The sequence below is a fragment of the Streptomyces zagrosensis genome (assembly GCF_014203645.1).
Taxonomy (GTDB): Bacteria; Actinomycetota; Actinomycetes; order Streptomycetales; family Streptomycetaceae; genus Streptomyces; species Streptomyces zagrosensis.
The window spans coordinates 33,548-60,302 of sequence record NZ_JACHJL010000019.1; the positions used below are offsets into that span (position 1 = coordinate 33,548).

General features: G+C 68.6%; 19 protein-coding genes and 1 pseudogene. 12 read left to right on the forward strand and 8 right to left on the reverse strand.

Features of this window, described 5'->3' with window-relative positions; all coding sequences use genetic code 11:
• Nucleotides 1–157 precede the first annotated feature (157 nt).
• Complete coding sequence (gene corA, locus FHS42_RS28240; protein WP_184576933.1) at nucleotides 158–1,150, reverse strand: magnesium/cobalt transporter CorA; 993 nt, start codon at nucleotides 1,148–1,150, stop codon at nucleotides 158–160.
• Nucleotides 1,151–1,215: 65 nt separating this feature from the next.
• On the opposite strand from corA, the gene FHS42_RS28245 reads away from it, so the two are divergent.
• From FHS42_RS28245 to mshC, 4 genes are all read left to right on the forward strand, one after another.
• Nucleotides 1,216–1,917, forward strand: a complete 702-nt coding sequence (locus tag FHS42_RS28245; protein WP_184576936.1) for a histidine phosphatase family protein — start codon at nucleotides 1,216–1,218, stop codon at nucleotides 1,915–1,917.
• 150 nt (nucleotides 1,918–2,067) lie between these two features.
• On the forward strand, nucleotides 2,068–2,658 hold the full coding sequence (locus FHS42_RS28250; protein WP_184576939.1) for an Rv2134c family protein: 591 nt from the start codon (nucleotides 2,068–2,070) through the stop codon (nucleotides 2,656–2,658).
• Entirely contained in the window at nucleotides 2,622–3,506 is an 885-nt protein-coding gene (locus tag FHS42_RS28255; RefSeq protein WP_184576942.1) for an Rv2133c family protein, read from the forward strand. The genes FHS42_RS28250 and FHS42_RS28255 overlap by 37 nt, the downstream gene beginning before the upstream one ends.
• Nucleotides 3,507–3,602: 96 nt before the next feature.
• Nucleotides 3,603–4,832, forward strand: a complete 1,230-nt coding sequence (gene mshC / locus FHS42_RS28260) for a cysteine--1-D-myo-inosityl 2-amino-2-deoxy-alpha-D-glucopyranoside ligase (RefSeq protein ID WP_184576944.1) — start codon at nucleotides 3,603–3,605, stop codon at nucleotides 4,830–4,832.
• Nucleotides 4,833–5,328: 496 nt separating this feature from the next.
• Here the strand turns inward: mshC and FHS42_RS28265 are convergent.
• The 5 genes and pseudogenes from FHS42_RS28265 to FHS42_RS28285 form a co-directional block, all read right to left on the reverse strand.
• A pseudogene (locus FHS42_RS28265) lies at nucleotides 5,329–6,336 on the reverse strand (PAC2 family protein); the annotation flags it as partial.
• A gap of 498 nt (nucleotides 6,337–6,834) precedes the next feature.
• A complete protein-coding gene (locus tag FHS42_RS28270; protein ID WP_184576946.1) occupies nucleotides 6,835–8,436 on the reverse strand; it encodes a glycerol-3-phosphate dehydrogenase/oxidase in 1,602 nt (533 codons plus the stop codon).
• Between the two features lie 2 nt (nucleotides 8,437–8,438).
• A complete protein-coding gene (gene glpK, locus FHS42_RS28275) occupies nucleotides 8,439–10,004 on the reverse strand; it encodes a glycerol kinase GlpK (RefSeq protein WP_184576949.1) in 1,566 nt (521 codons plus the stop codon).
• A gap of 37 nt (nucleotides 10,005–10,041) precedes the next feature.
• On the reverse strand, nucleotides 10,042–10,839 hold the full coding sequence (locus FHS42_RS28280; RefSeq protein ID WP_184576952.1) for an MIP/aquaporin family protein: 798 nt from the start codon (nucleotides 10,837–10,839) through the stop codon (nucleotides 10,042–10,044).
• 630 nt (nucleotides 10,840–11,469) lie between these two features.
• The gene (locus FHS42_RS28285) at nucleotides 11,470–12,234 is read right to left on the reverse strand and encodes an IclR family transcriptional regulator (RefSeq protein WP_184576954.1); all 765 of its coding nucleotides are present in this window, start codon (nucleotides 12,232–12,234) and stop codon (nucleotides 11,470–11,472) included.
• A 300-nt stretch (nucleotides 12,235–12,534) separates the two neighbouring features.
• On the opposite strand from FHS42_RS28285, the gene metH reads away from it, so the two are divergent.
• The 4 genes from metH to FHS42_RS28305 all read left to right on the forward strand — a co-directional run bounded on the left by metH (nucleotide 12,535) and on the right by FHS42_RS28305 (nucleotide 21,177).
• Nucleotides 12,535–16,041 carry a methionine synthase gene (gene metH / locus FHS42_RS28290; RefSeq protein WP_184576957.1) on the forward strand — a complete coding sequence of 1,169 codons (3,507 nt, stop codon included), beginning with the start codon at nucleotides 12,535–12,537 and terminating at the stop codon, nucleotides 16,039–16,041.
• A gap of 405 nt (nucleotides 16,042–16,446) precedes the next feature.
• Nucleotides 16,447–17,175 (forward strand): HAD family hydrolase, encoded by a 729-nt coding sequence (locus FHS42_RS28295; protein ID WP_184576960.1) that lies wholly within the window; start codon nucleotides 16,447–16,449, stop codon nucleotides 17,173–17,175.
• Nucleotides 17,176–17,908: 733 nt separating this feature from the next.
• The gene (locus FHS42_RS28300) at nucleotides 17,909–19,513 is read left to right on the forward strand and encodes an ABC transporter substrate-binding protein (protein WP_184576963.1); all 1,605 of its coding nucleotides are present in this window, start codon (nucleotides 17,909–17,911) and stop codon (nucleotides 19,511–19,513) included.
• A 68-nt stretch (nucleotides 19,514–19,581) separates the two neighbouring features.
• A complete protein-coding gene (locus FHS42_RS28305; RefSeq protein ID WP_184576966.1) occupies nucleotides 19,582–21,177 on the forward strand; it encodes an ABC transporter substrate-binding protein in 1,596 nt (531 codons plus the stop codon).
• Between the two features lie 147 nt (nucleotides 21,178–21,324).
• Here the strand turns inward: FHS42_RS28305 and FHS42_RS28310 are convergent, their stop codons facing one another.
• Together FHS42_RS28310 and FHS42_RS28315 are read right to left on the reverse strand one after the other, a co-directional pair.
• Entirely contained in the window at nucleotides 21,325–21,996 is a 672-nt protein-coding gene (locus FHS42_RS28310) for a response regulator (protein ID WP_184576969.1), read from the reverse strand.
• A 13-nt stretch (nucleotides 21,997–22,009) separates the two neighbouring features.
• On the reverse strand, nucleotides 22,010–22,825 hold the full coding sequence (locus tag FHS42_RS28315) for a RecB family exonuclease (protein WP_246495521.1): 816 nt from the start codon (nucleotides 22,823–22,825) through the stop codon (nucleotides 22,010–22,012).
• Here FHS42_RS28315 and FHS42_RS37585 point away from each other — a divergent pair.
• The 4 genes from FHS42_RS37585 (at nucleotide 22,824) to FHS42_RS28330 (ending at nucleotide 26,696) form a co-directional block, all read left to right on the forward strand.
• Nucleotides 22,824–23,036 carry a hypothetical protein gene (locus tag FHS42_RS37585; RefSeq protein WP_246495523.1) on the forward strand — a complete coding sequence of 71 codons (213 nt, stop codon included), beginning with the start codon at nucleotides 22,824–22,826 and terminating at the stop codon, nucleotides 23,034–23,036. The two genes, FHS42_RS28315 and FHS42_RS37585, sit on opposite strands and share 2 nt — an antisense overlap.
• Nucleotides 23,037–23,290: 254 nt before the next feature.
• Nucleotides 23,291–24,526: a site-2 protease family protein gene (locus FHS42_RS28320; protein WP_184576975.1), complete on the forward strand. Its 1,236-nt coding sequence runs from the start codon at nucleotides 23,291–23,293 to the stop codon at nucleotides 24,524–24,526.
• A gap of 303 nt (nucleotides 24,527–24,829) precedes the next feature.
• Nucleotides 24,830–25,789 carry a tRNA (adenine-N1)-methyltransferase gene (locus FHS42_RS28325; RefSeq protein WP_184576978.1) on the forward strand — a complete coding sequence of 320 codons (960 nt, stop codon included), beginning with the start codon at nucleotides 24,830–24,832 and terminating at the stop codon, nucleotides 25,787–25,789.
• A 271-nt stretch (nucleotides 25,790–26,060) separates the two neighbouring features.
• Nucleotides 26,061–26,696, forward strand: a complete 636-nt coding sequence (locus tag FHS42_RS28330) for a hypothetical protein (protein WP_312867071.1) — start codon at nucleotides 26,061–26,063, stop codon at nucleotides 26,694–26,696.
• The last annotated feature ends 59 nt before the right edge of the window (nucleotides 26,697–26,755 follow it).

Genomic DNA, 26,755 nt, shown 5'->3' on the forward strand with positions numbered 1-26,755 from the left:
GCGGCCGTGGTGGGGGCTCGGGGGTCTACCCCGCCACGGCCGTCACTGAACACAACGCCTCGCCCGCCGCACGGTTACGGGCCTGAGCGCCCAGTCGTGTCACTCGACTGGGGGAGCCGCCCGCACCACCTGCTGCCCCGGCCGGCTTCGCCAGGCGTTAGAGCCAGCCGCGCCGCTTGAACATGCGATACAGCACGAGGATGGCGATGACCATGGCCGCGAGTGCGGCCGGGTAGCCCCAGACCTGCGACAACTCCGGCATGTGTGTGAAGTTCATGCCATAGATGCCCGCGATCATCGTGGGGACGGCGATCATCGCGGCCCATGCGGAGATCTTGCGCATGTCGTCGTTCTGTCGCACGCCCATCTGCGCGAGGTGCGCCGAGAGGATGTCGGACAGCAGTCGATCCAGGCTGTCCACATGGTCGTTGGTGCGCGTCAGGTGGTCGCTGACGTCGCGGAAGAACGGCTGCGAATGTCGGTGCACGAACGGCACAGTGGCCCCGGCGAGCCGCGCCATGGGCTCGGTGAGCGGGGCAGTGGCCCGACGGAACTCCAACACCTTGCGTTTGAAGGCATAGATGCGGCCTGCCGAGCCGCCCCCGACCCCGGCATCCGGTGTGAAGACCTCCGCTTCCAGCGCATCTAGGTCGGTGTGGAGCGCATCGGCCACCTCCAGATAGTGGTCAACGACCGCATCCGAAACGGCGTACATCACTGCGGTCGGGCCGTGTTGCAGCACATCAGGGGTGTGCTCCAGGCGTTCGCGTACGGCACCGAGCGGGTTGGCCTCACCATGCCGCACCGTCACCACGAAGCAGTCACCGATGAAGATCATCAGTTCTCCCGTGGTGACGGTGGTGGTGCCCTCCTCGTACTGGATGGGCTTGAGGACAAGGAACAGCGAGTCGTCGTACACCTCCAACTTGGGGCGTTGATGGGCGCGCAGCGCGTCCTCCACGGCCAGCGGGTGCAGCCCGAACTCGCTGGTTACCTGGGCAAACTCGTCCTCAGTCGGCTCGTAGAGGCCGATCCACAAGAACGCGTTGCCGCTGTTACGCGCCTGGTCGATGGCGTCGGAAAAGTCCGCGGGGCCCTCCGTTCGGCGCCCGTCGCGGTAGATGGCACAGTCCACGATCACCCCGGGCATTCTTCCCCGCCTGCGGGAGGTATGCATCGGGAGCGCCATCGACTGGGGGTCGTACGCTGTCAGGCATGCCCACGCTGATCCTGATCCGGCACGGCCGGTCCACCGCCAATACCGCGGGCGTGCTCGCCGGCTGGTCGCCCGGCGTGACGCTCGACGAACGCGGCATCGCCCAGGCTGCCGCACTGCCAGGGCGCCTGGCGGAGTTGCCGCTGGCCGCCGCCGTGAGCAGTCCGCTGCCGCGCTGCCAGGAGACGCTGGCGCCGCTCATCGCCGCTCGCCCGGAACTTGCCGTGCACACCGAAGAGCGGATCGGTGAGTGCCACTACGGCGACTGGACCGGCCGCAAGTTGGCCGAGTTGGCCGATGAGCCGATGATGGAGGTCGTGCAGCGGCACCCGTCCGCTGCCGTGTTCCCCGGGCAGGGCGGCGAGTCGATGCGCGCCATGCAGCACCGGGCGGTGGACGCGGTACGGGACTGGAACGCCCGCATCGACGCCGAACACGGTGAGCACGCCGCGTACGTCATGTGTTCGCACGGCGACATCATCAAGTCGCTTGTCGCCGAGGCGCTCGGCATGCACCTCGACCTCTTCCAACGCATCTCCGTGGAACCCTGCTCCGTCACCGCCATCCGCTACACCCGGCTGCGTCCCTTCCTGCTGCGGCTTGGGGACACCGGAAGCCTCACGGGGCTCGCTCCGCGCCCGGAGGAAAGCCAGGCTGCTGCCGGGGACGCGGCGGTGGGGGGTGGCGCGGGGGCACCGTGATCGCCCAGCGCAGTAGGGTGGTTCCGCGAATGAGACCGTGGTCTTGATGCCCAAGACGACGGAATCAACGGCCACCAGCGGGCCGGGGCCGCACAGCCGTCGTCGTAGCTTCACCCCAAGCCGAACCTCGAAACAAAATGGAGCAGGACGTTGTCCCGTCAGGTGTTCCTCTATGACCCGCCGGACCGCTTCGTCGCCGGTACGGTCGGGCTACCTGGCCGCCGTACTTTCTTCCTGCAAGCGACTGCGGCCGGCCGCACCACCAGCGTGGCATTGGAAAAGGCGCAGGTGGAGGCCCTGGCCGAGCGGATCGATGAGCTGCTTGACGAGGTCGTACGGCGCACCGGCGGCAACGCCCCGGTGCCTGCGGTCGCGCCCTCCGAGATGGCTGACGCGGCGCCGCTCGACGCCCCAGTGGAGGAGGAGTTCCGGGTCGGCACCATGGCGCTGGCCTGGGACGGCGAAGAGCAGCGCATGGTCGTGGAAGCGCAGGCGCTCGTCGAGCTTGAGGCCGACACCGACGAGGACCTGGCCGAGGCCGAGGAACGACTGCTGCAAGACGATGTGAACGGCCCGCCAATGCTGCGGGTGCGACTGACCGGCACCATGGCCCGCGCGTTCGCCAAGCGCGCCCTTGAGGTGGTCAACGCGGGCCGCCCGCCGTGCCCGCTGTGCAGCCTGCCGCTCGACCCGGAGGGACACGTATGCCCGCGTCAGAACGGCTACCGCAGGGGGGCCTGATGCCGCAGGGGCCCGCTACCAAGTCCCCCGTCGCGTCCGGTGCGCTGCCGCCGCGCGAGGCGCTGGCCGCCGGTGAGCTGACCGTGCGCGGCCAGGTCACCGATGCGTCCAACGCCGTGCTGCTGTGCACGGTCACCCACCGCGGACAGAGCCTGGAGTGCGTCTACAAGCCAGTGGCTGGAGAGCGGCCACTGTGGGACTTCCCGGACGGCAATCTGGCCCGGCGAGAGGTCGCCGCGTACGAGATCTCCGAGGCCACCGGGTGGGGGCTGATCCCGCCGACAGTGTTGCGCGAGGGGCCGTACGGGGAGGGCATGTGCCAACTGTGGATCGAGCCCCCAGCCGGTGACAGCGACTCCCCGGGGCCGCAGCTGCTCGCGCTGGTCGAGGGCGGTGAGCCGGGGCCCGGCTGGAAGGCGGTCGGCTACGCCGATGTGGGCGATGGCCGTACCGCACTCCTCGTACACGCCGATGATCCGCGACTGCGGCGGCTTGCCGTACTCGACGCCGTCATCAACAACGGCGACCGCAAGGGCGGGCATCTGCTGCCCACCGCGACCGGCGAGGTCTACGCCATCGACCACGGAGTCACCTTCAACGCGGAGGACAAGCTGCGCACCCTCCTGTGGGGCTGGGCGGGGGAGCCGCTGACCGATGAGGCGGGCCGAGTGCTACGGCGACTTTCAGACGATTTGGCCGACACTCGACCGCTGGCCGCACGCATGGCGGAACTCATCACCACCGCTGAGATCGAGGCGCTCCGCGGCCGGATAGCCGATCTGCTGCGAAGCGGCAGGCACCCGCAGCCCAGCGGCCAGTGGCCCGCGATCCCCTGGCCTCCGGTCTGACGCAGCATGGTGCAGGCGCTGACGCAAGACCGCCTATCGCGCCAAGACATCCGATCCGGTGCGTAGCCGGATGCCGCGTCCGGTTACGCTCATGACATGTATGCCTGGCCCGCTTCTGAGGTCCCCGCCCTGCCCGGCAGGGGCCGCGACCTCCGGATTTACGACACTGCGACCGGAGGGCCGATGGCCCTCGACCCCGGTCCCGTCGCTCGCGTCTATGTCTGCGGCATCACGCCGTACGACGCCACCCATATGGGACACGCGGCGACCTATAACGCGTTTGACCTGGTGCAGCGCGTGTGGCTCGATACCAAGCGGCAGGTGCACTATGTCCAGAACGTCACGGACATCGACGACCCGCTGCTAGAGCGGGCGGTCGCCAACGGGGAGGACTGGACCGCGCTCTCCGAGCGCGAGACCGCTCTCTTCCGCGAGGACATGACCGCCCTGCGCATGCTGCCGCCCCGCCACTACATCGGCGCGGTCGAGTCCATACCGCGCATCGTTCCGCTGGTGGAGCGGCTGCGCGAGCTGGGCGCCGCCTACGAGGTCGAGGGCGACACCTACTTCTCCGTCGAGTCCGATCCCGACTTCGGCGCCGTCTCCGGACTCGATGCGCAGGCCATGCGGCTGCTGTCGGCCGAGCGCGGCGGTGACCCGGACCGCCCGGGCAAGAAGAACCCGCTCGACCCGATGCTGTGGATGGCCGCCCGACCGGGCGAACCGAGCTGGGACGGTGCTTCGCTGGGAGCTGGCCGTCCCGGCTGGCACATCGAGTGTGTCGCCATCGCGCTGGAACACTTCGGCATGGGTTTCGATGTGCAGGGCGGCGGCTCCGACCTGGTGTTCCCGCACCACGAGATGGGCGTATCGCACGCCCAGGTGCTTACCGGCGAACGACCCTTCGCCAAGGCGTACGTCCACGCCGGGATGGTCGCCCTTGACGGCGCTAAGATGTCCAAATCCAAGGGCAACCTGGTCTTTGTATCCCAGCTTCGGCGAGATGGCGTGGACCCGGCGGCGATCCGTCTCTCCCTCCTCGCGCACCACTACCGCGCCGACTGGGAGTGGACGGACGAGGTGCTGAGCGCGGCGCGCGAGCGGCTGGGCCGCTGGCGTGCCGCGGTCTCTCGGCCCGATGGCCCCGCGGCCGAAGCCGTGGTCGAGGAGATGCGCGCGGCGCTGGCCGACGACCTGGACGCACCGGCCGCGCTGGCGGCAGTGGACCGCTGGGCGGCACAGCAGGCGGACGATGGCGGCACCGACGAGGGCGCCCCCGGTGTCGTCTCGCGCGCCGTTGACGCACTGCTTGGTGTGGCCCTGTAGGGCCAGCGCACCCTGCGGCGGAGCACCATGCCGGTACGGGGGCGGGCTGCGGCCCGTCCCCGTACCGGTGGCTCAGCCTCTACCGTGCGGTGAGTTGAGGCTGTGCGGTGACTTAGGCACCGCCGTCCGCCTCGCCGCTGCGGCCCCCGGCCGCACCGCCCTTGTTGCCGCTGCCCTTGCTACCACCGGCGGCGTTGCTGCTGCCCGTGCCGTCACTGCCCTTGGTGTCACTGCCCTTGGTGTCCTGCTCGGCCGCGTCGTCCTTGGCGGCAGGGTCTTGTTCAGCGTCTTCGGCGTCCGGGGGGCCCTTGGTGTCTTCGGCGTCCGTGGCCTCTGCGTCGTCCTTGCCGTCTGTGCCGTCTGTGCTGCCTGTGCTGCCTGTGTCGTCTGCGGAGCTCTTGGCGCGATTGCCGTTGGCGGTCGCCTGGTGGTCGGGGTCGTTCATGGCCCCGCCCGATGGGCCGTCCTTCGACTCGCCATCTGCCTCGGCCTTGGGCTCGCTTTCCGGCTCGTCCTGTGGCCCGTCCCCCGGCTCCTCCTTGGGCTCTTCGCGCGCCGTTGGCCTGGCTGGACGGGTCCGCCCGCTCGTCGTATCGCGAAGGTAGGAATCGCGGCCGTCGGCGATGCCGCCGGTGTCCGTGGCGTGACCACCTGGCCCCGGTTGGCCGTCCCGCCGGCGTAGATACCGTTCGAACTCCCGGGCGATGGCCTCACCCGACGCCTCAGGCAACTCCGCCGTATCGCGGGCTTCCTCCAGCGACTGCACATACTCGGCCACCTCGCTGTCCTCTGCGGCGAGTTGGTCCACGCCCAGTTGCCAGGCCCGCGCGTCCTCCGGCAATTCGCCGAGCGGGATACGCAGCCCGAGCAGGTCCTCCAGACGGTTGAGCAGTGCCAGCGTGGCCTTCGGGTTGGGCGGCTGCGACACGTAGTGCGGCACCGCCGCCCACAGGCTCACCGCCGGAACACCGGCATGCGTGCATGATTCCTGGAGGATGCCGACAATGCCGGTCGGGCCCTCGTAGCGGGACTCCTCCAGGTCGAGGGTGCGGGCCAGATCCGGGTCCGATGTCACGCCGCTGACCGGCACTGGCCGAGTGTGCGGGGTGTCGCCCAGCAGCGCCCCTAGGACTACGACCATCTCCACGCCCAGTTCGTGCGCGAAGCCGAGGATCTCGTTGCAGAACGAGCGCCAGCGCATGCTCGGCTCGATGCCTCGCACCAGCACGAGGTCGCGCGGCTTGTCGCCGCCGGTCCTGACCACCGAGAGCCGAGTAGTCGGCCAGGTGACCTTGCGGACCCCGCCGTCCAGCCAGACGGTGGGCCGATTGACCTGGAAGTCGTAGTAGTCCTCGGCATCGAGCGCCGCGAAGACCTCACCCTTCCATTCCCGGTCCAGGTGCCCGACCGCGGTGGACGCGGCGTCCCCGGCGTCGTTCCAACCCTCGAAGGCACAGATCATGACCGGGTCGATCAGCTCGGGAACCCCCTCAAGCTCGATCACCCAGCGCCTCCTTCCGACCGGGGTGGTCGGGAGACCCCGCCGGTTCCAGTTCCATTGCGTGCGGCCCCAAGCCTACGGCTTCCCCCACCCTTGCCCGCAGCCCCTGTGGACGCATCACGTTTAGCTCACAGCGTGGAGCGCAACCGTGGTGCGATGCGATGAGGGGCGCGGTCGGTCGCGGGTGGGCGGCTTCCGCGTTGAGCTCCGCTTTCCGTCTACCGGCGCGGGCGCGTCATCGTACGGCCGAGAGCGAACCGAAGGCGACACAAGGCGGCAAAGGATGGCTGAAGGCGACCGAAGCTGACCGGGTGCGGCGGGCAACGACCGAGGGGAGAAGCCCCGTCAGGAGTCTCTCCCCTCAGTCGCCGGGGTGCCGGGCCCACCCGCTCGGGCGGCCCGGCTTCACCCAGCTCAGTCCAGCTCAGTCCAGCTCAAACTAGCCCCGCCCAGCGCAGTGTGGCCCGGTCTGGGCCGGATGGGTCCGGCCCAGACCGCGCGCTAGCGGCGCAGCAGGTCCGCGACCGTGGCCCGCACCTCCTCGGTGTCCAGGCCGCGGACGGTGAGCGTGGTGCGGCGGCGCAGCACGTCATCGACGGTCTCGGCCCACTCGTGGTCGCGCGCGTACACGACCTGCGCCCAGATCTCCGGGCCGTCCGGGTGGATGCGCTCGCCGAGGGCCGGGTCATCGGCGACCAGGCGGGCGATCTCGAAGGACAGCGAGCCGTAGTGGGTGGCGAGTTGGCGGGCGGTGAGCGGGTCCATCCGTACGCCCGGCTCGCGGTCCATCAGGAGTCGGTGTGCGACGGCGTTCGGGTTGGCGATGCCGGGGAGCGGCACCCGGCGCGGGAGCTGGGACAGCGGCTCCATGTCATCGGCGAGCGCCCCGCCGGGCAGCTTGGCCAGCTTGTTCATCACGGTGCGGCCGATGTGGCGGTATGTGGTCCACTTGCCGCCCGCCACCGACAGCATCCCGCCGCGGCCCTCGGTGACCACCGTCTCGCGCTTGGCGGACTCGGTGCCGCCGGGCCCACCGGGCAGCACCCGCAGCCCCGCGTACGCGTAGGTGATCAAATCCCGCGACAGATGCTCGTCGCGGACCGAGAACGCCGCCTCTTCCAGGATCTGGTCGATGTCGGCATCGGTGGCCCGCACATCCGCCGGGTCGCCCTCGTACGCCTCGTCCGTGGTGCCCAGGAGAAGCTGGTCTTCCCAGGGCAGCGCGAAGGTGATCCGGTACTTATCGACCGGCGTCGACATGGCGGCCTTCCACGGGGCCTTTCGCTTGAGTACCACGTGCGCGCCCTTGGAGAGCCGGATGCTGGGCGCCGCGCCCTTGTCCTCCATGGTGCGCAGGTGGTCCACCCAGGGGCCGGTGGCGTTGAGCACGATCCGGGCGTCCACGCCGAACTCGGTGCCGTCCACGCTGTCGCGTAGCTCCGCGCCGCTGACCCGGCCGTGCGTGAAGCGCAGGCTCTGCACCTTGGCGTGGTTGAGGACTATGGCACCGGACTCGGCCGCGGCGCGCACGGTCATCACCGCGACCCGGGAGTCGTTCATCTGGTGGTCACCGAATACGGCTACGGCCTTGAGGTTCTCGGTGCGCAGCGCCGGATTGTCGGCGGCGGCCTTGGCGGGTGAGATGACCCGGCCGACGCCATCGCCGAACGCGGACAGCGCGGAATAGGCGAATACGCCCGCGCCGAGCTTGGCGGCCCCGTGCGGGCCGCCCTTGTAGACCGGCAGGTAGAAGGTGAGCGGGCTGACCAGGTGCGGGGCCACGTCCTTGGCCAGTACCCGCCGCTCGTGGTGGTTTTCCGCGACCAGCTTGACCGCGCCGGTCTGTAGGTAGCGCAGACCGCCGTGGACCAGCTTGGATGACGCGGACGAGGTGGCGCCGGCGAAGTCGCCGGCGTCCACCATCGCGACCCGCAGTCCGGATTGCGCGGCGTGCCAGGCCACCGAGGTGCCCAGGATGCCGCCGCCGATCACCAGGAGGTCGTACGTCGCACTGGACAGTCGGTCCCGGGTTTCGGCGCGGTCCTGGCGCGGACCGGCAGCCGGGCGCGTCCCGGGCTCGGGGACGCTCTGCAGGGTGGTCATGATTACTCCTCGTCCTCGATCCAGCCCATGGACCGCTCGACGGCCTTGAGCCAGTTCTTGTACTCGCGGTCGCGTACGTCCGCTTCCATCCGGGGTGTCCACTCGGCGGCCCGGCGCCAGTTGGCGCGCAGGGCATCGGTGTCCGGCCAGAATCCGACGGCCAGACCCGCGGCGTAGGCCGCGCCGAGTGCAGTGGTCTCGGCAACCATGGGGCGCACCACGGGCGCGTCCAGGAAGTCCGAAAGGGTTTGCATCAGCAGGTTGTTGGAGGTCATTCCGCCATCAACCTTGAGGGCGGTCAGCTCGACACCGGAGTCCTTGGTCATGGCGTCCACGATCTCGCGGGTCTGCCAAGCGGTGGCCTCAAGCACGGCACGCGCGATGTGCGCCTTGGTGACGTAGCGGGTGAGTCCGGCGATCACGCCTCTTGCGTCGGCACGCCAGTAGGGGGCGAACAGGCCGGAGAAGGCGGGTACGAAGTAGGCGCCGCCGTTGTCCTCGACGGAGCTGGCGAGCGTCTCGATCTCGGCCGCGCTCTTGATCAGGCCCATCTGGTCGCGCATCCACTGCACCAGCGACCCGGTGACGGCGATCGAGCCTTCCAGCGCGTAGACCGGTGCCTGGTCGCCGATCCGGTACCCGACGGTGGTCAGCAGGCCGTTGTAGGAGTTGACTGGCGCGTCACCGGTGTTCATCAGCAGGAAGGTGCCGGTGCCGTACGTGGATTTCGCCTCGCCCTTGTCGAAGCAGGTCTGGCCGAACAGCGCGGCCTGCTGGTCGCCGAGCGCGGAGGCCACTGGCACCCCCGCGAGGGCGCCGGCCGCCGCGGTGCCGTAGACCTCGGCCGACGAGCGGATCGTGGGCAGCACGGCGGCCGGGATCTCCATGGACGTCAGGATGCGTTCGTCCCAGTCCAGCGTGGCCAGGTTCATGAGCATGGTGCGCGAGGCGTTGGTGACGTCGGTGACGTGTACGCCTCCATGGGGTCCGCCGGTGAGGTTCCAGATGACCCAGGAGTCCATGGTGCCGAAGAGGATCTCGCCCGCCTCGGCCCGCTCGCGCAACCCGTCCACGTGGTCGAGCAGCCAACGGATCTTGGGGCCGGCGAAGTAGGAGGCGAGGGGTAGCCCGGTCTCGCGCCGGAAACGGTCCGATCCGACGTTGCGACCTAGTTCCTTGCACAACGCGTCGGTGCGGGTGTCCTGCCAGACCAGCGCGTTGTGCACCGGCTCGCCGGTGGCCTTGTCCCAGAGCAAGGTGGTCTCGCGCTGGTTGGTGATGCCGATGGCCTTGACGTCGGCGCCGGTGATGCCGGCCTTGGCGATCGCCCTGTCGACGACCTCTTGGACGTTGGTCCAAATTTCGGCGGCGTCGTGCTCCACCCAGCCCGGCTTCGGGAAGATCTGCTCGTGCTCCTTTTGGTCGACCGCGACGATGCGGCCGTCCCGGTCGAAGACGATGCAGCGGCTTGAGGTGGTGCCCTGGTCGATGGACGCGATGAACGGGCCGTGCCCGTGCCCGTGCGATGCGGCGCCTGGGCCCGAGGTGTAGTCCTGGGTGTCGGTCATGATGTGCGGCTCCTGCTGAGTTGCGTCGGTGGGGGCTTTATGCGAAGGCGAGTTCGTAGAGTCCGCCGGCGATGGCCCCGCCAGCAAGCGGGCCGACGACGGGAATCCAGGCGTAGCCCCAGTCCGAGCCGCCCTTGTTGGGCAGCGGCAGCAGGGCGTGCACGATGCGCGGGCCGAGGTCGCGCACCGGGTTGATGGCGTAGCCGGTCGGCCCGCCGAGGGAGAGGCCGAGTCCGACCACGACGAGCGCGGTCATCAGGGCGCCGGTGCCCGAGACGGCCAGGCCCTTGGTGAGGCCTTGGGTAAGGATGGCCAGCACGAGAACGGTGGTGGCGATGATCTCGGTGGCCAGGTTCTGCACGGCGTGGCGGATCTCCGGACCGGTGGAGAAGATGCCGAGCACGGGCCCGGCGGCGGGTGCTGCCGACTTATCGACAAGGCCCTCTTGCCCGGTGGCCGCCCCGATGACCTCGGGAGCGGTGAGGTGGGCATGGAAGTGGCCGTAGTACGAGATCCACACCAGCACGGCACCTATCATCGCGCCGAGCAGCTGGGAGGCGAAGTAGAGCGGTACGTCACTCCACTGGGTGCCGCCCGCACCGCCCTTGATGGCGAGGCCGACGGTCACCGCCGGGTTCAGATGGGCACCGCTGAGGCCGCCCGCGATGTACGCGCCGGTCAGTACGGCAAAACCCCACCCGAAGGTAATGGCGAGCCAGCCTGCGTTGAGGGCCTTTGACCGCTTGAGTGTGACAGCGGCCACCACGCCGCCGCCAAGCAGGATCAAGACGGCGGTACCGATGGTTTCGCCGAAGAAGATGTCGGAGCTGGACACCCGCGACTCCTTTGTCGTTCGTCCAGGGAAGGCGAACCCCGGGTCCCTACCGGAGGTTCGCGCGCTCGGTGAGCGCGTTCACCGGCCCGTGGCAGTGCCCACCATAGCGAATATTGTCGTTAGATGTTCGACAATGCCGACCGATGAACGGCAGTTTTCTTCACCGCCTCGGTCGCGTCAAGAGTCCTGTGACGCAAAACTCGCCGGTAACTCACGGGGAGTGCAGGGTGGTTACGGCGGGTGGTTGCGGCACCTTCCGCGAGCAGCGGCCTCACGGGCCAGCCGCGGCCTCACGAACTAGCAGCGATCGCCGGTCGGCGACCGAACAGCACGCAGGCGGCCCGCGAAACCCGCGCGAAAGGCAGGCAGGCAGGCGGGCAGGCGGGGTAGGCAGGCGTGCCTGGACGGCGACCAGGGCAGACGGCCGTGGCTGGCCGCGGTCTGGGCAGGGCCGGCTCAGCGTCGTAGCCGGGGCCGGGGCAGCCCTCGATGTGTCAGCAGCCCTGTGTGCCGCGGCCCCGCGCGTGCGTATGGTGCGGCCCGCCTGCGTCCGAGCCCCGCCTAAGCCCCTAGTCGCGCCCGAACCCGTGGCGGGGGTGGTGGCCGGTTGCCGGCGGCACCCAGGGCAGGTCAAAAACGGCCGGCGCCCAGGTCACGAGAGACGGCCCGGGCGCAGTCCCGTACGGCGGCGACCAGATCCGAGCGCAGCGCACCGTCCGCACAGACCCGCTCCACCGCGCCGGTGATGCCCACCGCGCCCACCGGCATCCGGCGCCGGTCATGGACCGGCGCCGCCACCGAGGCCACGCCCTCCCAGGTCTCTTCCACATCGGCCGCCCAGCCGCGCGCCCTGGCCAGATCGAGAACCTCCTCGAACTCCGCGAGCCCGGTCACCGTACGAGGTGTGAACACCTCGCGCTTTCCCTCGGCCACCTCGGTGTGGGCCACCGGGTCGTACGCGGACAGCACCTTGCCAAGGGCCGTGCTGTGCAGCGGATGCATCGCCCCCACCTCAAGCACCTGGCGGCTGTCGTCGGGCCGAAAGACGTGGTGAACGATCAGCACGCCCTGCTGGTGCACCACCCCCAGGTACACGCTCTCGCCGCTGGACCGGGCAAGGTCATCCGTCCACACCAGGGCCCGGGCGCGCAGCTCATGTACATCGAGGTAGCTGTTGCCTAGCCGCAGCAGCTCCGCGCCCAACTGATAGCGGCCCGATGCTGCGTCCTGTTCGACGAAGCCCTCCTGTTGGAGGGTGCGCAAAATGCCGTGCGCGGTGCCCTTGGCGAGGCCAAGCGAGGACGCGATATCGGATAGGCCAAGCCTGCGCTCGCCGCCCGCCAACAGCCGGAGCATCGCCGCGGCGCGCTCAAGCGACTGGATGGTCCGTGCCATCGCGCAACCTCCTCTTGAGTTCGACCAACACGGTTCGACAATGCTGAACACTATCGGCCCATGCCGACCTTGGGGTACCAGAACGCCAGGCGAAAAAGATCTAGAAAACGTCCAGGATGCTGCCGTTCTGGCCGTTCTCGGCTGTTCTCGGCTGTTCTTGGCCGTTATTCGCCACCCTTCGCCGTCCCGTCTCGTGGGACATCCGGCGCCGCTTCAGGGCCGAGAGCTAGGCTGGCCGGGTGCGCCTTCCACCGGAAGACGCAAAGCCGACAGCCGTCGCACCTCAGGGAGAGCTCACCCATGGCCTCGCACAAGCCATCGTCCAACAGCACCGACCGAGTAGGCGCACTGCGCGAGGCCCTAGCCACCCGAGTGGTGGTTGCGGACGGCGCGATGGGCACGATGCTTCAGGCGCAGGACCCCAGCCTCGACGACTTCGAGCAGCTCGAAGGCTGCAACGAGATTCTCAACGTCACCCGCCCCGACATCGTGCGCAGCGTTCACCAGGAGTACTTCGCCGTCGGCGTTGACTGTGTGGAGACGAACACCTTCGGCGCCAATCTATCGGCGCTGGGCGAGTACGACATTGCTGACCGGATCTACGAACTGTCCGAGTCGGGCGCCCGTATCGCCCGCGAGGTCGCCGATGAGTTCGCTGCCGATGGCCGCCCCCGCTGGGTGCTCGGCTCGATGGGGCCCGGCACCAAGCTGCCCACACTGGGCCACGCCCCGTACGACGCGCTGCGCGATGCGTACCAGCAAAACGCCGCAGGGCTGATCGCGGGCGGTGCCGACGCCCTGCTGGTGGAGACGACGCAGGACCTGTTGCAGACCAAGGCGTCCGTGATCGGCGTCAAGCGGGCGCTGACCGATGCGGGCGTGAACCTGCCGCTCCTTGTGCAGGTCACCGTCGAGACCACCGGCACCATGCTGCTCGGCTCCGAGATCGGTGCGGCCCTCACCGCGCTCGAACCGCTGGGCATCGACATGATCGGCCTCAACTGCGCGACCGGTCCTGCCGAGATGAGCGAGCACCTGCGCTATCTGGCCCGGCACGCCCGTACCCGGGTCTCCGCCATGCCCAATGCCGGACTGCCCGTGCTCGGCAAGAACGGCGCGCACTACCCGCTCTCACCTGGCGAGCTGGCCGACGCCCATGAGATGTTCGTCCGGGAGTACGGGCTCTCGCTGATCGGCGGCTGCTGCGGCACCACGCCCGAGCATCTGCGCCAGGTCGTTGAACGGGTGCGGGACATGACACCCACCGTGCGCAACCCGCGCCCCGAGCCCGGCGCCGCCTCCCTCTACCAGACCGTCCCGTTCCGCCAGGACACCTCGTACCTGGCGATCGGCGAGCGGACGAACGCGAACGGCTCCAAGAAGTTCCGCGAGGCCATGCTGGCGGGCCGCTGGGACGACTGCGTGGAGATGGCCCGCGACCAGATCCGCGAGGGCGCCCACCTGCTCGACCTGTGTGTGGACTACGTCGGCCGAGACGGCGTTGCCGACATGCGCGAACTGGCGGGCCGCTTCGCCACCGCCTCCACCCTGCCGCTCGTGCTCGACTCCACCGAGGTGGACGTCATCCGCGCCGGTTTGGAAAAGCTCGGCGGGCGCGCGGTGATCAACTCGGTCAACTACGAGGACGGCGCCGGGCCCGAGTCCCGCTTCGCCCGCGTCAGCGCCCTGGCCCGGGAGCACGGCGCCGCGCTGATGGCGCTCACCATTGACGAGGAGGGCCAGGCCCGCTCCGTCGAGCACAAGATCGCGATCGCCGAACGGCTGATTGAGGACCTGACGACCAACTGGGGCATCCACGAGTCGGACATCCTCATCGACTGCCTCACCTTCACCATCTGCACCGGCCAGGAGGAGTCTCGCCGGGACGGCCTCAACACCATTGAGGCCATCCGCCAACTGAAGCGCCTGCACCCGGACGTGCAGACCACGCTGGGCCTGTCGAACATCTCCTTCGGTCTCAACCCGCCCGCCCGCATCGTGCTGAACTCCGTCTTCCTCGATGAATGCGTCAAGGCCGGCCTGGACTCGGCCATCGTGCACGCCTCGAAGATCTTGCCCATCGCCCGGCTGGAGGAACAGGAGGTCAAGACCGCGCTTGACCTCATCTACGACCGGCGTGCGGAGGGTTATGACCCGCTGCAAACGTTCCTCGGACTCTTCGAGGGCGCGACCACCAAGTCGCTCAAGGCAGGCAGGGCCGAAGAACTGCTGGCCCTGCCGCTGGACGAGCGCCTCCAGCGGCGCATCATCGACGGTGAGAAGAAGGGCCTTGAGCGGGACCTGGATGAGGCCCTGTCCATCCGTCCAGCGCTTGAGATCGTCAATGACACGCTGCTTGAAGGCATGAAGGTGGTCGGCGAGCTGTTCGGCTCCGGCCAGATGCAGCTCCCGTTCGTCCTCCAGTCGGCCGAGGTCATGAAGACCGCGGTGGCCTATCTGGAGCCGCACATGGAAAAGACGGACGCGGATGGGAAGGGCACCATCGTGCTCGCCACCGTGCGCGGCGACGTCCATGACATCGGCAAAAACCTCGTGGACATCATCCTGTCCAACAACGGCTACAACGTCGTCAACCTGGGCATCAAGCAGCCCGTCTCGGCGATCTTGGAGGCCGCTGAGGAACACCGGGCGGACGTGATCGGCATGTCAGGGCTGCTGGTGAAGTCCACCGTGATCATGAAAGAGAACTTGCAAGAGCTGAACCAGCGCAAGATGGCCGCCGACTACCCGGTCATCCTCGGCGGCGCCGCCCTGACTCGTGCGTACGTCGAACAGGACCTGTACGAGATCTACGAGGGCGAGGTTCGCTACGCCAGGGACGCCTTCGAGGGACTGCGGCTGATGGACGCGCTGATCGCCGTCAAGCGCGGCGTGCCGGGCGCCGCACTGCCCGAGCTACGACAGCGGCGGGTGGCCAAGCGCGCCGTCGAGGTGAGCGAGCCGGAGCCGGATGAGGGCCCGGCGCGCTCCGATGTGGCCACCGACAACCCGGTGCCCGAGCCGCCGTTTTGGGGGACCCGGGTGGTCAAGGGCATTCAGCTCGTGGACTACGCGTCCTGGCTGGACGAGGGCGCGTTGTTCAAGGGCCAGTGGGGCCTCAAGCAGGCGCGTACCGGCGACGGACCGACCTACGAGGAACTGGTCGAGACCGAGGGGCGGCCCCGGCTGCGCGGCTGGTTGGACAAGCTGCTGACTGAGAACCTGCTGGAGGCGGCCGTGGTCTACGGCTACTTCCCGTGCGTGTCCAAGGGTGATGACCTGGTGCTGCTGCACGAGGACGGCACTGAGCGCACCCGGTTCACCTTCCCCCGCCAGCGTCGGAGCCGCAGGCTGTGCCTCGCCGACTACTTCCGCCCGGAGGAGTCGGGGGAGCGGGACGTGGTCGGCCTCCAGGTCGTCACGGTCGGCTCGAAGATCGGCGGAGCCACGGCCGAGCTCTTCGAGGCCAACTCCTACCGCGACTACCTCGAACTACACGGCCTCTCCGTCCAGCTCGCCGAGGCGCTGGCCGAATACTGGCACGCCCGCGTCCGCTCCGAACTCGGCTTTGCCGGGGAGGACCCGGACTCCGTCGATGCGATGTTCGACCTGAAGTACCGAGGTGCGCGCTTCTCCCTCGGCTACGGCGCCTGCCCGGATCTGGAGGACCGCGCGAAGATCGCCGATCTGCTGAAGCCGGAACGGATCGGCGTGGAGCTCTCGGAGGAGTTCCAGCTCCATCCGGAGCAGTCCACGGACGCCATCGTGATCCACCACCCGGAAGCGAAGTACTTCAACGCCCGCTGACCCCCACCTGCTAGAACCGTTCCCCTCCGCCCCGGCCGCGCACCGCGCGCGACCGGGGCGGAGCCGGTTGCGGGCGCGGCAAGGGCCGAGGCGCCCGGGCCGGCAAGGGCTCAGGCACCCGGGCCTGGCAAGGGCTCAGGTGGGGCGTGGGCCTTATCGGGGCCCGGGTGCCAAGAAGACCCGGTGCAGGGGCGCCCCGCGCCGCCACGGTGGCGCCCTGCCTGGCAGGGGCGTGCGATATCCCAGCGCGCTCCCAGCGCACCCGACGTACACTTATCGGTCCGGTAGCAGCCGGTTGCCCTCCGCCCAGCGGAGGGTGACCGGCTCGTTGTGGCCTTGTGAGGGTTCCGCCCCGCCAGGCAGGCGAGCCTCCCGCGAAGGGGCTCTCGTTACGGAGGTACACCGATGACCAGCAGCATCCCGGCTGTCGATACCCGGCTGACCCAAGCCCCCGCCCCTGCCCTGGAGGGCGTCCTGCTGGACATGGACGGCACCCTCGTGGACACGGAGGGCGTGTGGTGGACGGCAGAGGCTGCGATCTTCGCCGAGCTCGGGCATGTGCTGGACGAGGCGCACCGTACGGTCGTCGTCGGTGGCCCCATGTCGCGCAGCGCCTCCTACCTGATCGAGGCCACCGGCGCCGACATCGCGTTGGACGAGCTGATCACGCTGCTCAACACCCGATTCACCGAGCTGATCGGGAGCACGGTGCCGCTGCTGCCCGGCGCCAGGGGGCTGCTGACCGAGCTGGCCGCGCACGGTGTGCCGACCGCGCTGGTCTCCGCATCCCACCGGCGGGTCATCGACCGGGTGCTGGTCTCACTGGGGGCCGAGAACTTCGCGCTCACCGTCGCCGGTGACGAGGTCGAGCGGACCAAGCCGCATCCGGACCCCTATCTGCTCGCGGCTGCTGGTCTGGGGGCCGACCCGCAGCGGTGCGTGGTCATCGAGGACACCGTGACCGGCGTGACGGCCGCCGAGGCCGCGGGCTGCCCGGTGCTGGCGGTGCCATCGGTTGTGCCGATCGAGCCCGCGCCAGGCCGGACCATCATGCGGTCCCTGGAGGACGTCAATCTCGCTTTTCTTCACACCCTGGTGAAGCCAGTTGATCAAGCTCGGACGACCATTGCGTAATCGATCGGTCGCCGCTCGTATTCCACCTTCGCCCGTGCGCCATACCCGTCATACACAGCGCGAAGCGAACTCTACGTAGCGCGAAGTAGAGCTCGTACGGTGTGCAGCGCAATCCGCGCGGTAGAAGGCGTAGACCGCACAGTACGAGGCGAACAGCGGCCCATCGCCGAGCGAAGTCGCACGGGCATAGCGAACTCCCGTGAGGCCAAGCGCGGAACTCGCCGCAGGCCCAACACGGTGCGGGAGCACTACAGTTCATGTCGTGTCGCGCACCGAACTTCCGCTGCGCCGGCGCCGAGACTACGGAAATTGATCACGGTGCGCGCGGGGAGTGCGGGATGCCGCCGGCCAAATAAGCTGATCAATTTCTGCTCGGCGCATCGGCCCGCCGGCCAGGCCATAAACGCGTATCACCCCCGCACGCCGGCCGTGATTTATCTCACCGGAATGGCCATCGACAGACGGTGGTTGAGTGTGCTGGCTGACCGATTCGGTCGGTTTCGGGTAAGTCCTTGTGTCCCGTTTGGCGTTCTCTCGCACGAATCGTTCCCGGGTGCGTATATCTCACTAGAGGAGAGCGTTATAACGTCGGGATATCGCCTCAACTCCGTTGCGTTCCGGTAATGCTGGTGACGACTACTAATGTCTTGCGGAGCACTTCAGCACAGCCCCGTAGCCCGCTCACCGAACAACGGTAGGGTTCCGGGTTTCGATGGTAGGGAGACCCCCGAGAATGAACCGTAAGACGATGGTGTTGCCTGCGATGGCGGGCTTGTTGACATCTGTTCTCGCGGGTTGCGGGGGCACGAGTGGTGCGGGCTCGGGTGGCGACTCCATCGTCGTGGGAAGTACGGATCTGATCGAGGCAACGGATGCGGCGCCAGCGCCGCTCGATCCGGCCCAGGTGTATGACGTGGGAGCGTGGGGCGTGATGCACAACGTCTTCCAGACGCTCGTGCGTATGCCGCGTTCGGGCAATCAGCCGGCGCCGGACGCCGCTCGGAACTGTGGATTCCAGGACAAGCAGAGCGAGCAGTTCCGCTGCACGCTGCGCGAGGGCCTGACGTTCGCCAACGGGCACGAGTTGACCGCAAAGGACGTGGTCTTCTCCTTCCAACGCACGCTTGGCATCGACTACGAGAACGGACCCCTGTCGCTGACCGGCAACATCGACAAGGTCGAGGCCGCCAGTGAGTTGGAGGTCGTCTTCCATCTGAAGTCGCCCGACGCCACCTTCCCGCACAAGCTCGCGACCCCGGCCGCCGCGCTGCTTGACAGCGAGGACTATGACAAGGGCAAGCTCAGGGCCGGCTTCGAGGCCAGCGGCTCGGGCCCGTACACGCTGCGTACCGAGACCCACGACAACCGGTTGACCAAGGCCGTCTTCACCAAGAACCCCGACTACAAGGGCGCGGTCGAGGTCAAGAACAGCAAGGTCGAAATGCGGTTCTTCGATGACTCCAAGGCCATGGAGAAGGCGCTCACCAAGGGCGACATCAGCGCGCTGAACCGCACCCTGGCACCGGAGCAGATCGTGCGCCTGCGCGATGGCGGCCAGGCGGACGTCAAAGTCACCGAGTCGTCAGGTCAGGAAATTCGTTACCTCGCCTTCAACACCAACGCGTCATCGGTGCGTGAGAAGGCGACGCGGCAGGCGATGGCGCAGCTCATTGACCGGCCAGCGCTGGCGCGGGACGTCTACCGGCGCACCACTGTGCCGCTGTACTCGCTGGTGCCGACCGGTACCTCAGCGCACACCAACTCCTTCCACAACACCTACGGCGAGCCCAGCGTTGCCAAGGCCCGGAAGATCCTGCGGGACGCCGGTGTCACGACCCCGGTGAAGCTGACCCTCAGCTACTCGTCCGACCACTACGGGCCGGCGTCAGTCAAGGAGTTCCAGACGCTCCAGGGGCAGCTCAACGCGAGCCGGCTGTTCGAGGCGAAGATCCAGGACGTGCCCTGGTCGAAGTTCCGGCCGGCTGCGGCCAAGGGGAAGTACGCCGCGTACGGCATGGGTTGGTACCCGGACTTTCCCGACCCGGACAACTACATCGCGCCGTTCTTCGGCGCCGACAACTTCCTCAACTCCCCCTACCGGAACACGATGATCGAGGACGTCCTGATCAGGCGCACGCGACAGCAGGAGCAGCGCACCGCGGCCGTCAAGGACTTCCAGCAGATACAGGACATCGTCGCCGACGAGGTGCCCGTGCTGCCGCTGTGGCAGGGGAAGCAGTACGTCGCCACCCGCGACGGCGTCACCGGCGCGGAGTGGGCGGTCGATGACGCAGGCAAGCTCCGGCTGTGGGAACTGGGCCGTGGGGTTGATGGTTGATCAGGCCGGTGCCAGCGGAGTCACCGGTTCCAGGGGGAATTTTCCGAAGCAATGTGAGGTAGGCGCGCGTGAGGAAACGTGACCAGTGGCTGGCGACCCCGCTTGGTGTCGGGCTCGTCGCTGCTGTGCTGGCGGGGTGTGGTTCAGGCGACGGGGCGTCGGCGGGCACGGGCAAGCGGATAGTCATGGGGATGTCGGACCAGGTGCTGTCCACCGACCCGGCCGCTGGCTACGACCCTGGCTCCTGGCTGCTGTTCAACAACGTCTTCCAGTCGCTGCTCAGCTTCCCCAAGGGCAGCAGCACGCCGCAGCCGGAGGCGGCCAAGACCTGTGGCTTCAAGGACAGCGAGAGCAAGGTCTTTGCCTGCACGCTCCAGAGCGGGCTGAAGTTCACCAACGGCCATGACCTCACCTCCGAGGACGTCAAGTTCTCCTTCGAGCGCACGCTGGCCATCGATGACGCGGACGGCCCCGCCGTCATGCTCTCCTCGATCGACAAGATCGATACGCCGGACGAACGGACCGTTACCTTCCGACTCAAGACGTCGGACGCCACCTTCCCGCAAAAGATCGCCTCGGGCGCCGGTTCCATCGTGGACCATCGCGAATACCCAAAAGACAAGCTGCGCACCGACAACAAGGCAGTCGGCTCCGGCGTCTACAGCTTGGACTCCTTCGACAAGAAGGAAGCGAAGTTCGCGGTCAACGGGACGTACAAGGGCCCAGCCGACGCGCAGAACTCCGGCCTGACCATGAAGTTCTTCCATGGCGACCAGCCCGCGCTGGCCGCCGCCGTACGCAAGGGCGACATCGACCTCGCGTACCGCGGTCTTGAGTCCCCGGCCGTCGCCGCGATATCGGCCCAGACCGGCGACGACGCGGCCCTCCAGGTGGTCGAGGGCACCGGGTCCGAGGTTCAACATCTGGTCTTCAACATGCATGACCCGGTGGTGCGAAAGCTGGGTGTACGCAAGGCCATGGCCTACCTCATCGACCGCAGCGCACTGGCGCGCGACGTCTACCAGCGCACTGTTCAGCCGCTGTACTCCATCGTTCCGGCAGGCATCACCACGCATAAGACGCCGTACTACGACATGTACGGCGATGACCCACAGCAGGCCAAAACCAAGGCCAAGGCGGCCCTGCGGGCTGACGGCATCACCGACAAGGTCAAGCTCACCTTGTGGGCGACCCCGATCCGTTATGGGCCCGGCACCGGCCCCGCGCTGCGCCTGATCGCCAAGCAGCTCAACGAGAGCGGCCTGTTCGAGGCCAACGTGCAGAGCGCCGAGTTCGATGCGTACGAAAAGGGCATCAACAACGGCGACTACAGCGTCTACGTGAAGGGCTGGGTCCCCGACTACCCGGACCCGGACAACTTCATTGCGCCCTTCTTCGGCCCGGACAACGTGCTGGCCAACCACTACGACGCCGGCGACATCACCTCGAAGCTGCTCCCGCGCACCGCGGGCAAGGTCAACAGGGCCGCCACGGTCGATGACTTCGAGCGCATCCAGCAGAAGGTCGCGAAGGACCTACCGGTCATCCCGCTGTGGCAGGGAAAGCAGTACGCGGTGGCCCGCGACAGCGTCTCCGGGCTCCAGTGGTCCCTGGACGCGTCCACCGTCTTCCGCTTTTGGGAGATCGGCAAGTCGGACGACTGATAGCGGCAAGACGAGGGCGGCGCGCATACGAGCGGAGGCCAACGGCCACGCAGAAGCCCGCCGCCCTACCTAGCCGCCGCGCGTAGGCCTGCGGATTCGGACACCGGCGCCCCCACCTGACGAAAGTGGACGTCGGCGCCCTGCTAGCTACTGCGCGCCGGGCCGGACCAGGCCGCTCTCGTACGCGTACACCGCGGCTTGTACTCGGTCCCGCAGCCCCAGCTTGGTGAGCACATGCCCGACGTGCGTCTTGACCGTCGTCTCGCTGACGAACAAGTCGGCGGCGATCTCCGCGTTCGACAGGCCCCTGGCCACCAGCTTGAGGACCTCCACCTCGCGGTCGGTCAGCGTGTGCAGCGTGTCGGGCACCTGCTCCTCGCCGGACGGCAGATGCCCGGCGTACTTGTCCAACAGGCGCCGGGTCACGCTGGGGGCCAACATGGCCTCGCCCGCGGCAACCACCCGGATCGCCTGCACCAACTCGTTAGCGGGCGCGTCCTTCAGCAGAAAGCCGCTGGCCCCGGCGCGCAGCGCCTCCACCACGTACTCGTCGAGGTCGAAGGTGGTCAGCACCAGCACCTTCGCCGGACCATCCCGGCCGGGGCCTGTGATCTGCCGGGTCGCCTCCACGCCGTCCATCCGCGGCATGCGGATGTCCATCAGCACCACGTCCGGCTGTAGGGCCCTGACCTGGTCGAGAGCCTGTAGCCCGTCCCCGGCCTCACCGACGACCGCAAGATCCTGCTCGGCCTCCAGGATCATCCGGAAGCCGGTGCGCAGCAGCGGCTGGTCATCGACGAGCAGGACGCGGATCGCCACGGGTTCTCCTTCGTTAGACCTGGTCCATTCTGCCTTGACTGGCTGGGCTGGACTGCGCCGGGATGACCTTCAGTGGGTACGGCGGGGGAGTGCCGCCAAATTCCGGGCACAGCGCCTGGTGGTCGCACCAGCCACACAGCTTCGTCTGGCGCGGTCGCCAGTTCCCCGTCTCGGTCGCCTCCCGGATCGCCTCCCACAGCGCCAGCAGCTTGCGCTCCACGGCCTCAAGCTCTGCCGCCTGCGGGTCGTAGGTGAGCACGTCACCGCTGCCCAGGTAGACGAGCTGGAGCCGCTTGGGGACGATCCCGCGCAGCCGCCACAGCACCAGCGCGTAAAACTTCATCTGGAACAGGGCGTCCCCCCGAAACTGCGGAGCCGGGGCCTTGCCCGTCTTGTAATCGACGACCCGCACCTCGCCGGTCGGCGCGATGTCCACCCGGTCGATATAGCCGCGCAGGGTCAGCCCCGACTCCAGGGCCGTCTCGACATACAGCTCGCGCTCGGCAGGCTCAAGCCGCATCGGGTCCTCCAGCGTGAACCACCGCTCGACCAACTGCTCCGCCTCGCGCAGCCACCCCGCCAACCGCTCCGGGTCCTGAGCGCCGTCCTCCGCCGCGAACAACTCGGCCAACTCCGGCTTGGCCGCGAGCAGCCGCTCCCACTCACCGGGCACCATGGCCCGCGCCCGGGGGGCCGTACGGTCCGGCGCCGGGGTGTCGAACAGCCGCTCAAGCACCGCGTGCACCACCGTGCCCCGGGTCGCTGCCGCGCTCGGCTTCTCCGGAAGCTTGTCGATCACACGAAAACGGTAGAGCAGGGGGCACCGCATGAAGTCGGCAGCGCGCGACGGCGACAGCGACGATCGCGATGACCGCGCCGGCCGGGACGGTGCCGTTGCCGGCCGGGATGGTGCCGTTGCCGGCTGGGCCGAGGCCGGTGCGGGTCGGGACGATGCCGTCGTCGGCTGGGGTGACGAGGGCGCCGCCGGACCTGCTTTCTCAGTGGTTCCCATAGCGCAAGACCTTACGACCCCGCACTGACATGCACGGCAATCGGACGCCCGCCGGACCGCGGTATCGCCACACGCACCACGGGCATGCGTCGTACCTGCGGTGCTCCCAAGGGCCTGCAGGACGGTCGAAAAGCCCGAGGCCTTGCCTTCGGGAGGGTAAAGAGGGAGCCGAGGCCGAGCGAAGCCCAGGCAGACGCATACCATCGACGGCAGACCACCTCACGCTGCATGATCGTGAGACCGCGCCAGGCGGCGTGAGGGACATACAGACGAGAGGACACCGTGGACAACAGCGGGCAGCGGCAGTCCGGCAGCGGGGGGCCGGACCGCCCGACCGGGCCCGAGGACCGTAAACCGGATCGGCCCAAGGAGGTCGGCGGGGGCTTTTTGATGGGCCGGCCCTTCGGCGTTCCGGTCTATGTCGCACCGAGCTGGTTCCTGGTGGCCGCCCTGATCACCTGGGTGTTCGGCGCCCAGCTCGACCGTGTGCTGCCGGAACTCGGCAACGCGCGCTATCTGGTTTCGCTCTTCTTCGCCATCGCCTTCTACGCCTCGGTGCTCGTGCACGAGCTGGCCCATACGGTTGCCGCGCTCCGCTTCAAACTGCCGGTACGCCGCATCCAGTTGCAGTTCTTCGGGGGCGTATCGGAGATCGAGAAGGAGTCCGAGACCCCAGGCCGGGAGTTCGTGCTCGCCTTCGTCGGCCCGTTGCTCTCGCTGGTGCTCGCGGGGCTCTTCTACCTCGGGATGCTCACCGTGGAGTCCGGCACGGTGCCCGGCGTGCTGTTCGCCGGATTGATGATCTCCAACCTCATCGTCGCCGCCTTCAATCTGCTCCCCGGGCTGCCGTTGGACGGCGGACGGATGCTGCGCGCCGTGGTGTGGAAGATCAGCGGCAAGCCGATGACCGGAACCGTCGCCGCCGCATGGACCGGGCGCGCGCTCGCCGTCGCCGTTTTGATCGGGCTGCCGCTCCTCACCCAGACCGGGGGGTTCGGTGAGTCCGACGGTTTCGGCAGCGTTGACTCGCTCACCGACGCACTGCTCGCCGCCATCCTCGCCGCCATCATCTGGACCGGCGCCGGCAACAGCCTGCGCATGGCCCGGCTCCGCGAACGGCTGCCCGACCTGCGCGCCCGCACGCTCACCCGGCGCGCCGTCCCGGTTGCTGCCGACACCCCGCTCTCCGAGGCGCTGCGCCGAGCCAATGAGGCGGGCGCTCGGGCCTTGGTCGTCGTCAACAGCCACGGCGACCCCACCGCCGTCGTCCGCGAAGCCGCCATCGTCGGCATCCCCGAACACCGCCGCCCCTGGGTTGCGGTCAGCGGGCTCGCGCAAGACATCAAGGCAGGCATGCGGGTCTCCGCCGAGCTGACCGGTGAACAACTCCTCGACACCCTGCGCGCGACCCCGGCCACCGAGTACCTGGTGGTCGAGGAGACGGGGGAGATCTACGGGGTGCTGTCCACATCCGACGTGGAGCGCGCCTTCGTGGCCGCGATGGCCCGGCCTTTTTGAAGAGGTGGTCCAGCCGCTCTATAGGCGGCCCGGCCGCGCTCCGGCCGTGCCCCGGCCGCGGGCTGTCCCTACGGCAGGCCCCGCGCCGCCGTCGTACGGCCGCGTTCGGTCCCGCGTTCGGCCCGGCGTTCGACGCGCGTACGAGGACGGAAGCCGCATGCCGCGTACGACGGCGGGCCCGCCGCGGGGCAACCGGATGGCTGCGCACCCTCGCGCCTTGGCTGGTCCCGGGCTCGGTTGGCCCAGCTCTGGCCCGTGCCAGGACTGGTCTGCGGCGTGGCGGTGGACCGGTAGGCTGGTCACATGTCCGAACCGACCGGTGCCGCCCGCCGTCGTGGGCCCTTCCAGGTCGGGGACCAGGTCCAGCTCACCGACCCCAAGGGACGCCACTACACCTTCACGCTCGAAGCCGGGAAGAGCTTCCACACCCACAAGGGTGCCTTCCCGCACGACGAGCTGATTGGTGCTCCCGAGGGCAGTGTTGTCCGTACCACCGGGAACGTCGCCTACCTCGCGCTGCGCCCCCTGCTCCCCGACTATGTCCTGTCCATGCCGCGCGGAGCCGCCGTGGTCTACCCCAAGGACGCGGGGCAGATCCTGGCCATGGCCGATATCTTCCCCGGCGCCCGGGTCGTCGAGGCGGGGGTGGGCTCCGGCTCGCTGAGCAGCTTCGTGCTGCGTGCCATCGGCGACCAGGGCATGCTGCACTCCTACGAGCGCCGTGCCGACTTCGCCGAGATCGCCACCCAAAACGTCGAGCGCTACTTCGGTGGACCGCACCCGGCCTGGCAGCTGACCGTAGGCGACCTTCAGGACAATCTGTCGGACACCGACGTTGACCGGGTCATCCTCGACATGCTGGCCCCGTGGGAGTGCCTGGATGCCGTCTCCAAGGCGCTGGTGCCCGGCGGCATCCTGTGCGCCTACGTCGCCACCACCACCCAGCTCGCGCGCACCGTCGAGGCGATCAGGGAACACGGAACGTTCAACGAGCCCTCCGCCTGGGAGACCATGGTCCGCACCTGGCACGTGGAGGGTTTGGCAGTCCGCCCGGACCACCGCATGATCGGGCATACCGGCTTTTTGCTCACCTCCCGCCGCCTAGCAGATGGCGTCGAGCCGCCGCTGCGCCGCCGCCGCCCGGCCAAGGGGGCGTACGGCGAGGACTACGCGAGCGCTAACCGTGAGCAGGCGAGCGCGCAAAGCGGCAAGGCGGACGAGTCCGGCGGCGAAGGCACCGAGCCTCCCGCCACGGACGTCTGACCCTCCACCATCACGCCACGCGTCTGGGGACGCTCGCGGGCGCCACAGGCATTCCGCCCAGCCTGCGCAACGCGCACCTCAGCATGTACGCCGCACCACGTGCATCACCGAACCACCCGGCGCCGCCGACGACTTCCGCCAAGGGAACCGTCGGCGGCGCCGCGTCGTTGTGCGAAGTGATCTATCCCCCACCCGGCTGTTCCCGCCGGGTGTGACATGTGGCACGATGCTGGCCACCCCCGACGCCACGACTCTCACAGGAGTTATCCGCGTGCAGCCCTCGGCAGGCTCTGCGTCCACCTCTTCGCCCAGCGATGCGCCTGATCAGGACGCCGGACCGGGCCTTCCTCACACCCGCACCCGAAGGGTGCACTGGATCGCCACCATCCTTGCGCTTGGAGCCGTCGTCGCGGGTGCGGTGGCGCTTCAACCATCGGATGCCACGGCGACCCCTGAGACCAAAGCGGCCCCACCTGCCCGTCAGGTGCCCGCCCCGGACGCGCGTGCTGTCGCCTATCCGGTGGAGTGCGGGCAGGCGCCGGTGGATGTCGTACGGCATGTCTCGGGTGACCTCAATGGTGACGGACGGCCCGAGACGGTGGCCGTGGTGCGCTGTCACTCGGGGACCGGCACGCCGCCCAGCGGCATCTTCGTGATAGCTCCCGCCGGCAACCCAGCGGGCAAGCACGGTGCGAAGCCGCGCGTGATGAGCACGTTCCTCAAGCCGAGTGAGGGCATGAGCGTGCAGGACTTCACGCTGCGTGGCGCTACCGTGTCAGCCACTTTGGTCGGCTATTCCTCGCTGGAGGTCCCACGCTGCTGCCCGGATCTTCAACGGAAGGTCAACTGGCGCTGGCAGCGGGGCAAGTTCGTCTTGAAAGCGATGCCGGTGCCGGGCCGCACATGAGTACCGCGCGGCGCGTGAGCCTCCTCACGCCGGCCCGTCCAACGCGCCGCCCCGCGTCC

Excerpts from the sequence above, each read along its gene's own strand:
- corA (WP_184576933.1), bottom strand. The coding sequence starts at position 1,150 with ATGCCCGGGGTGATCGTGGACTGTGCCATCTACCGCGACGGGCGCCGA.
- FHS42_RS28245 (WP_184576936.1), top strand. The coding sequence starts at position 1,216 with ATGCCCACGCTGATCCTGATCCGGCACGGCCGGTCCACCGCCAATACC.
- FHS42_RS28255 (WP_184576942.1), top strand. The coding sequence starts at position 2,622 with ATGCCCGCGTCAGAACGGCTACCGCAGGGGGGCCTGATGCCGCAGGGG.
- mshC (WP_184576944.1), top strand. The coding sequence starts at position 3,603 with ATGTATGCCTGGCCCGCTTCTGAGGTCCCCGCCCTGCCCGGCAGGGGC.
- FHS42_RS28270 (WP_184576946.1), bottom strand. The coding sequence starts at position 8,436 with ATGACCACCCTGCAGAGCGTCCCCGAGCCCGGGACGCGCCCGGCTGCC.
- glpK (WP_184576949.1), bottom strand. The coding sequence starts at position 10,004 with ATGACCGACACCCAGGACTACACCTCGGGCCCAGGCGCCGCATCGCAC.
- FHS42_RS28285 (WP_184576954.1), bottom strand. The coding sequence starts at position 12,234 with ATGGCACGGACCATCCAGTCGCTTGAGCGCGCCGCGGCGATGCTCCGG.
- metH (WP_184576957.1), top strand. The coding sequence starts at position 12,535 with ATGGCCTCGCACAAGCCATCGTCCAACAGCACCGACCGAGTAGGCGCA.
- FHS42_RS28295 (WP_184576960.1), top strand. The coding sequence starts at position 16,447 with ATGACCAGCAGCATCCCGGCTGTCGATACCCGGCTGACCCAAGCCCCC.
- FHS42_RS28300 (WP_184576963.1), top strand. The coding sequence starts at position 17,909 with ATGAACCGTAAGACGATGGTGTTGCCTGCGATGGCGGGCTTGTTGACA.
- FHS42_RS37585 (WP_246495523.1), top strand. The coding sequence starts at position 22,824 with ATGAAGTCGGCAGCGCGCGACGGCGACAGCGACGATCGCGATGACCGC.
- FHS42_RS28315 (WP_246495521.1), bottom strand. The coding sequence starts at position 22,825 with ATGCGGTGCCCCCTGCTCTACCGTTTTCGTGTGATCGACAAGCTTCCG.
- FHS42_RS28325 (WP_184576978.1), top strand. The coding sequence starts at position 24,830 with ATGTCCGAACCGACCGGTGCCGCCCGCCGTCGTGGGCCCTTCCAGGTC.